Below are 8,702 nucleotides of genomic sequence, written 5' to 3' on the forward strand. Positions count from 1 at the left end.
CAAGCGGGGTCGGCTTTCCTAGGGTTCGCCTCATTCTTTTTTACAAGACCAGTCAATCATGAGCGAAGGCGACCGTATCAAACTCGAACCCAGCTGGAAACACGCCCTGCGCGATGAGTTCGAGCAGCCCTACATGGCCCAGTTGCGTGAGTTCCTGCGCCAGGAACACGCGGCCGGCAAGGAGATCTACCCGCCTGGCCCGCTGATCTTCAACGCGCTCAACTCCACGCCGCTGGACAAGGTCAAGGTGGTGATCCTCGGCCAGGACCCCTACCACGGCCCCGGCCAGGCCCACGGTCTGTGTTTCTCGGTGCAACCGGGCGTGCCGGCGCCGCCGTCGCTGGTCAATATCTATAAAGAGCTCAAGCGCGACCTGAATATCGACATCCCCAACCACGGTTGCCTGCAAAGCTGGGCCGACCAGGGCGTATTGCTGCTCAACACCACCATGACCGTGGAACGCGCCAACGCCAACGCCCATGCGGGCAAGGGCTGGCAGTTTTTTACCGATCGGATCATCGAAGTCGTCAGCGAGCACCAGCCGCACCTGGTGTTCCTGCTGTGGGGCGCGCATGCACAGAGCAAGCAGAAGCTGATCGATGCGACCAAGCATCTGGTGCTGACGTCGGTCCACCCGTCGCCGTTGTCGGCATATCGCGGCTTTCTGGGCTGCGGGCATTTCAGCCGCACCAACAAGTTTCTTGAGCAGAATGGCGAGACGCCGATTGATTGGGTGTTGCCACCCGTCTGAGGGGCCGGCGCGTTGTGTTCCCGGGTTAGCGGGAGCACACCGTCTGTGGGGGGGCAACGGTCTTGTGTCCGCCCTACCTGTTACTTTTGACAGTATCCAACCACCGCGTTTCCTAATTAACTGTTCTCCCGGCCTTATCGCTCTGCTGTTCAGCAGCACGCAGCCAGCGGCCAGTCACTGAACCCAGTGTTGAGGAGAGTGGAAATGCCTAATAACACACCATCGGACAAGCGCTTATCCAAAAGCGGCCTTCCAACTCCGAAAATGGCGGCTGAACCCGTGGTACCGCCACCTTTCGCGTTGCCTTTATTGAGTGATGAAACGGCGTACACCATTCCACGTTCGGCGCAGGCGGCGGACTTGCCGGTAGAAGTCCAGACGTTATGGGCCGGTGGGGATGGGCTGGATCCTGGCGAGGTGACCGTCATCAGATTTTATTGGGATGATGAATCGACGCCGTTCGCTACCGCGTCCCGTACCGCATTTTATGATGAGAGCGACCTGCCGGTGGTCGGGCTTGTGCCGCAGATAAAACTGAACTCACCCGGCCTGCATTTGCTGCGCTACACCGTGACGTTGGTGCCGGGCGATACGGCCGGCCCGTCCAGTCCGATTCTCATTAATATCGACAAGGAGGCGCCTAATCAGAATAACCGGGGGGCACCGTTGATTTTTCCATCAGAGATAGAAAGCGGCGGAGTGACGGATGCGTACCTGGTGTCTAACGGTGATCGCGTCGTGGCACGGGTTCCGCGCTGGCCGGACATTCGGCTTGAGGATGAAGTGACGGCCGACCTGGTGCGTTTGCCCCTGAGCAAGGCCAAAGGCAAGCGTCGGGTGCTTGCGGACGGGATCGCCCGTACCACGATCACTCAGGCCCACTTGGATGGCGCTCCCATTGAGCTGATCTTTACCGGTGACGTGCTGCGCAGTCATGTCAACGCTGAATACAATGCCCGTTATTTTTTGAGCGACAGGGGCGGCAACGAAGGCCCGCCTTCACGCACTTCAGTCCTGCTGATAGACCTGACACCCACGCCGGGCACCCTCAGGGCTGTCGACGTTCCCCAGTTGGCGATCGACGGGCGGATCGATCTGGAGGATGCTCGGGACCCGGGGTTTCCAGGCGGTGTGTATATACACATCCTGGAAGTGGTCGGGGCCGCGCCCGGCGATGTTCTGCAGCCATTTTGGGACTTCATTGCTCTGCCCCCGATTACCGTCGGCGTAGGCCAGGTCTGGCCGATCGTGGTGCAGATCGACTATGGAACCCTGGCCAGTGGCGGCTTCGAGTTTATCGGCGGTACGATCAGGACGGATTACACCTGGCAGCGCGGGACCGGAACGCCGAGACGTTCACTTCCCAGGTTTGCGCCGGTCAATCTGACCGTCGCAGGGCCGGTAAGCCCGAACAACCCTGACCCGGTGAACCCGTTGCTGGAACGGGTCACTGTCAAAGGCCGAGACGGCGACAACCTGTTGACGATCAGCGACCGGGGCCAGCCAGCGCGGGTTATTGTGCGACTCTATGTCGGCCCTGTTGCGAACCAGTCGTTGGAATTGATGTGGGGCAACCCTCCCGTGCTTGCCGATACCTATACCGTGCGGCCTGAAGACAGGGCGGGGGACGAGATTGCGTTCTTCGTCCCATGGGATCTGATCGAGCAAACACCGGGCGGCATTGTCCCCACGTTCTATTGGACGTTTAACGGAATCAACAGACAGCGTTCGCCTCATACGGATGTGATGGTCAATATTGTGCCGATCGATGGGTTGCGCGACCCTGAATTTCCCGATGTCAACTATGGGCCTGCGCCTGATGCAGGCTTTATCAACTGCGACATGCGGCCTTGGGACAGAGGCGTCCGAGTGAGAATTCCCGGCGACAGCAGCCGGTTGTCGGAGCAGGACACGGTTGTCTTGTCTTGGGCGAGCTACGCCAATACCAACGGCAATTCAGATGGCGTCATTCCAGAAACGATCGATACGTTCTCCCATACGCTGACGCAACAAGAGGCGGAGCAGGGCTATGACTTTTGGGTGCCGTTTGACCCCTATATCCTGCTGCCGGGACTTGTAAAGCCGCCTGAGGGGCAAACCAATCCGCGCTATGGCTCGGCGGTCATACAGTATCGGCTGATCAAAAGCGGCGGAGGGGGGATAGGGGATTCCCGTCGGGAACTGGTGTTCATTTCTCTGACTCGCCTCGGCACCCTGCCGCCCTGCATCAGTGATTGAACCTGGCATGTTGTACGTGCAATCGGGAGGGCATGAAGCCTTCCCGGTTTCATTTTCAGACGTTGGATTCCTGCCTTTTTGCGCTATTTCGCAATAAAAAAAGCCGCTTGGACGGTTGTCGTCGAAGGGGCCAGTGGCGGCCTTTCGCTCAATTTTTACATATATCAACCTGTCAAGTTTGACAGTTACGAAGGCTTTTCGAAAAGAGTTTACTGCGCTTGTCAGTGTGAGTTCGTTGAGTCGTTGTGAGTGGCACTGATCAACAGCAGTACACATTTGTCGGAAGTTCCTGAAGGTCCATTCGCGGTGGGCCCTCGGCTCCGTCTACCCAGGAGTTTGTAAAAATGGCAAACCCAGCACGTTTCAAAGATGTAAAGGCGTCTAAAGCGTCTTCGAATAAACCCAACACATGGCCCACCATCCTGACCCCGCCAGCGCCGGCTGATATTCATACGCTGCCGGATGTAGTAGGGGATGACCAACTCGCTGTAGTCAGCGCCGAGCAACAGAGGGACGGGCTGCCCGCGACGATACGGCTCTGGCCGAATGCTGCCGAGTTTCCGGGAGAGTTCGATATCTTGACGGTTTCGCTTGAAGGACAGGCAGTTCAACTTCAAGAGATCGAAGGTCCTATCACGGCTGACGTGGATATTGTGATCAAGTCGAGCCGTCTTAGAACCCATGGACCGAAAGATATTACCTACTCCGTTACGCTAAGCGGCTTACCCGCTGGCGAGTTTTCCTTGCCGCAGACCGTCTTTGTCGATGCGATCGACCCCAATGGCAATAACCGGCCGGGTGCCCTCACGCTGCCGGTTGATTTGCCATCGGAAGGGGTGACACCTGCGTATTTGGCGGCACATGGTGGCGTCACGCTGACCTTCCCCCGGCCAGTGGATTCAAGACCTGGGGATACTCTTGTGGTGTTTTTTGGCGAGACGGACGATACGGGCAAGACGATTAACGTTCCGCCCACAGGGCCGATTACCCTCACGTATAACACGCTTGAAATTCAGGGCTTCGGAGAGGGCGATTTTTTAATCAGCTATCAGATCTCCGACAGGGCAGGAAATGCCACACAAGTGTCGATACCCCGCACGCTCTCGGTTAGAACGAGCAATCCACCTGTGCTGCTGGCCCCGCTGGTTCCCAATGCAGGCGCTCTGATCGACAAGGAAGAGGCGCGTGATGGGGTGCTGGTGACTGTGCCCACCATCGACAACTTCCACCCCAACGACTGGGTACATATCTTTATGAACGGCATTGAGTTTGGTAGTCAGCGCCTTGGCGTCACGCCAGTATTTGCGTTGCCGTTTGTCGTTGGTTACTCCACCCTGCGCGCAGGTGGCGTGCTGTATACCGCCAGTTTCAAATATGAAGTTCGTCGTGGTCTGGATACATACCCCTCTCCGGAGACCGACGTCCCCGTCGACTTTGTGGAGCCCGGCACGCCGATCCCCGGGGAGGGGCCGGTGGATACAGCACTGGCATTGCCTGTGGTGAGAGGCGATTCGGCGGTTGATAACTCGTTGATTGCGTCCGACCTGGACGGTACGATTCGTGCGACCTTTCCCATCTATGCGGGGCGTACAACGACTCCGGGCACTGAGTTCATCGATCTCTATTACGGGTTCATGGACGGGACGGCTGTCGGTACGTATGGAGTCACGGGTACGGAACCTGAAGGGACCATGATATCGATAACTATCGCGTCGGATATCATTGAAAGCTACGGGAACGGTGAAGTTCCTTGTTGGTATCGGGTACGCAATGCTAACAATTACAAAGAGTCCCGTAAGCAGAACGTGAATGTTAACGTCTTTTCGCTTGACGGGTTGGCGGACCCTGTCTTTACCAACCTGTTCACGCCGCCACCGCCTTCCACCGACGCGCCCTTCATTTCCTGTGAGCAAATACCTTGGGTCGGCGTGCCCATCAGGATTTTTGATCCGGTGACGCTCCAGGATGGTGACACCGTCGTTATTCACGCTGTGCGGTATCTCTATTCAGGTGTGACAAAGCCTCCAACGCCGGTGGCGGGCAGTGAGATAAACAGTCCTCCTATAGGGATTGGGCCGTCTGAAAGGATCAACGGTTTCACCTATAATTTTGCCTTGAATTCTTACTTCGACGGCGATACGGCAAGGCGGCGCGGTTGGCTGGAAGTCAGTTGGAGCATCATCCGCTCGGGGCCGCCGCCAGAGAGTGGAACGTCGGACCCTGTTGCGGTGAAGTGGGATATCCGCAGCAGCGCTTCAACAGGGACTTGTGCCCCCATCACCCTAAGAAACGGCTCGTTGGCCTAGGCCTTCATACGCACCTATTCGGGCCTCCAGGTAATCAAAAGTCCCCTCTCGTTGAGGGGATTTTTGTAGGTATTAGATAAGGAATATCCTACATATCCTTTCTTTTTGGATCTCTAGTCTGTGCGGCTCTTGAAAACGGAACCTGCTCGATACGGCTCCGGTTTCGAACTGGAACTTTTTTCTGAGAGTCGCAAAACATGATCCATACCTCTACTCACCCACGTTTTCGTTGTACGCGTTTGTCCACTGCGATCAAGCTCATTGCAGCCGCCCCTCTGTGCCTGTTGGGCGAGCAAGCCTTTGCCGTAAAAGTCATTGATGGGCAAACTGGCCCGGCTTATTTCGACGTCGTCCCTGGCTCGCACACCGACAATTATATTGTGCAACGCGAAGGCGTCTTGAATGTGAAGCCAGGTGGTGTCACGCGTGAGATTCTCGTGACCGGCGCCTCGACCCTCAACATGGATGGAGGCCGCGTTGACGGCTACTCCACTCTCGATGCAGCCATACTTCTGAATCGAAGCAACGCCACCATTGCCAACTCACAGATTACCAGCTACTCCAAGGGTGGCCTGGATATGTCCCGCAGCCTGTCGGAGGATATCGGCTCCGAAGCCGTAGTGAGCAACAGCCAGATCACGGGTGCCACCTACGGCGCTACGGTCACGGCGTTCAGCCATCTGCAGTTGCTCGACGGCTCCACGCTGACCGGCGGCAGCCAGGAAGGCCTGAAGTTGATGGGCGGCAAGGCCTCCGTGGTGGGTAGTACCATTACCGGGGCGACTAATGGCGTCACGATGACCCGCGAGCATCGCACGGTAAACGAAGCTCCCGTGTTGGTGCTGGAAGGTTCGCGTGTCGAAGGCGTGAGCGGCCCGGCCATTCTGGTGAATCAGGCCATTACCGCCGAGATCGATGTAAACAACGGCTCCACGCTGATCGGCGGCAACGGCAACATGCTGGAGCTGACCGGTGGCGGCAATGCCAACATGCGTGTCAACAACAGCGCCCTGGCCGGCAACATCCAGGTAGGCACCGACAGCGCCCTCGACCTGAGCCTTGATGGCGCCATCATGAAGGGCGATGTGATCAACAATGGCGGTAGCGCCAGTGTCGGCCTGAACAACGGCTCGGTCCTCACCGGGCGCCTGGAGCACGTCGATAAACTGGCGATCAACAGCGACGCCACCTGGGTGATGGTCGACCATCAGCAGGTGGGTGACTTGTCCCTGAGCGGCGGCAACGTCAAGTTCGGCGAGACCGGTACGTTCTACCAGCTGGACGTGGCCAACCTGTCGGGCAACGGCACCTTCATCATGAGCGCGGATTTCGCCACCCTGAGCAGCGATTTCCTTAATGTGACCGGCACGTCGTCGGGCGACCACAAACTGCTGATCGCCAGCAGCGGTGCCGACCCGTTGAGCGATGACCGCCTGCATGTCGTACACACCGCCGACGGTGGCGCCCAGTTCAGCCTGATCGGCGATCGCGTGGATGTCGGGACCTATTCCTACAGCCTGATCAATGACAACGACGGCAAGGACTGGCTGCTCGACCCAGGCAGCAAGGTGATCAGCCCGAGCACCAACTCGGTGTTGGCATTGTTCAACGCAGCCCCCACTGTATTGCTGGGCGAAATGACCACCCTGCGCACCCGCATGGGTGAACTGCGCTTCAGCGAAGGTCAGTCGGCTGGGCTGTGGACCCGCGCCTATGGCAACAAGTATGAGGTGTCCAACGACAAGACCGGCTTGGGTTACAGCCAGTCGCAACGCGGCTTCGCGCTCGGTGCCGACGCGCCGGTATCGGGTGGTGACGGCCAGTGGCTGATCGGTGCAATGGTCGGTCACAGCACCTCGGACCTGGACCTGAACCGTGGCAGCAGTGCAACTATCGACAGCTACTATGTCGGCGGTTACGCCACCTGGCTGGATGTCGAGAGCGGGTTCTACTTTGACGGTGTGCTCAAGTTCAACCGCATGCACAACGAGTCCAATGTGGCCATGAGCGACGGCAAGAAAGGCAAGGGCAACTATGCGCAAAACGCAATGGGCGCGTCGGCGGAAGTCGGTCGCCACATCACGCTGGACGACGGTTTCTTCGTTGAACCATATGGCCAGTTGTCTGCGGTGATTACCCAGGGCCAGAGCTACACGCTGGACAATGGCCTGGACGCCAAGGGTGACCGCTCCAGTACGGTGATCGGTGAACTCGGTACTACCGTGGGGCGCAATATCCAGCTGGAAAGCGGCGGCGTCTTGCAGCCGTACTTGAAGGCGGCGGTGGCCCACGAGTTCGATCAGAGCAACAAAGTGTTCGTCAACGACAACTCGTTCAACAACGACTTGTCGGGTTCGCGCCTGAAGCTGGGTGCGGGTGTGGCGATGTCGGTATCGCAGAACCTGAAGTTGCATGCGGATCTGGAACACAGCACGGGCAAGAACATCAAGCAGCCGTATGGGGTTAACCTGGGCTTGCGCTACGATTTTTAACGGGCTGGATGTATAGCGCGGTAGCGGTATAAACCGTGCGGGTAATGAAAATGCCCCGTCTCGAAAGAGGCGGGGCATTTTTTTGCTTTAAGGCAGGGCGGGGTGGTTTTAAATGCTCACCACCGCCACGGTCGTGTTGCCAGAGTTGCAGACCAGCAAGTATTGGCCATCGGGTGTGCAAGCCACCCCATCGGGTTGATCAAAACCAGTAATAGTACCAACGAGTGTCTCGGTGGTCGTATCAATGACTCTGACACGGTTACCGGAAAGTTCCGCTACATACGCCCGGGGGAGAGTGGGATGGAAGGCAATTCCTCTTGGATCACTCAGCCCGGTTAGGGTTTTGACGTGAGTAAGACCCTCATCGGCGGTGTTGTAGATTTCAACTCTGTTTATGGCCGATACCGACACATAGAGTCGTTCCAAGGGGGAGTTAAGAGGGCTGTGGGCAAGTTCTTGAGCAACTCCCCCGTTGACAACGGTGTGGGTACGCAGCCCGCTGCTGAAAATAAATCGTTCCGTGTTGACGCCCGTTGTAAATACCGATATGCCTTGTGGGTCGACTATCGCAGCTCGAGGGGCGGACGTGCCAGTATAGTAAGTTGAAAGCTGGTTGCTTGTTGTATTGTAGCCGAACAGCGCATAGTTACCATATGCGGTGTTAGGGCCGAAAAGTACTCGCGAACCGGTGGGGTTTAGGCAAATTGCCTGGGTTATGGCGCCATAGTTGTAGGGGTAGGAGAAGCTGAAGGAGCTGATATTAAAGACTAGGATGTTGGAGTTGGCAGCAACGCCATAGGCCGAGATAAAGAGCCTTGAGTGGACTTGCCCCTACCAGACCGGACACCAACTCCCCGTTAAATTGATGCTGCTGCCAAACGCCTAAACTCTCTCGGCGACCGATATTTCAAGGCG

Annotated in this window: 4 protein-coding genes; all 4 read left to right on the forward strand. The window is 57.4% G+C overall.

Annotated features, from left to right (window positions below; translation table 11 throughout):
* The first annotated feature begins 58 nt into the window (after positions 1-58).
* The 4 genes from ung (at position 59) to C8K66_RS23195 (ending at position 7,787) form a co-directional block, all read left to right on the forward strand.
* Positions 59-751, forward strand: coding sequence for a uracil-DNA glycosylase (gene ung / locus C8K66_RS23180; RefSeq protein WP_017844892.1), 693 nt, complete (start codon positions 59-61; stop codon positions 749-751).
* A 204-nt stretch (positions 752-955) separates the two neighbouring features.
* Positions 956-2,989, forward strand: coding sequence for a hypothetical protein (locus C8K66_RS23185; RefSeq protein ID WP_057004963.1), 2,034 nt, complete (start codon positions 956-958; stop codon positions 2,987-2,989).
* 344 nt (positions 2,990-3,333) lie between these two features.
* On the forward strand, positions 3,334-5,295 hold the full coding sequence (locus C8K66_RS23190) for a hypothetical protein (RefSeq protein WP_108526037.1): 1,962 nt from the start codon (positions 3,334-3,336) through the stop codon (positions 5,293-5,295).
* 197 nt (positions 5,296-5,492) lie between these two features.
* A complete protein-coding gene (locus C8K66_RS23195; RefSeq protein ID WP_108526039.1) occupies positions 5,493-7,787 on the forward strand; it encodes an autotransporter outer membrane beta-barrel domain-containing protein in 2,295 nt (764 codons plus the stop codon).
* Positions 7,788-8,702 lie beyond the last annotated feature (915 nt).

This window comes from Pseudomonas sp. GV105 (assembly GCF_003058185.1).
Classification (GTDB): domain Bacteria; phylum Pseudomonadota; class Gammaproteobacteria; order Pseudomonadales; family Pseudomonadaceae; genus Aquipseudomonas; species Aquipseudomonas veronii.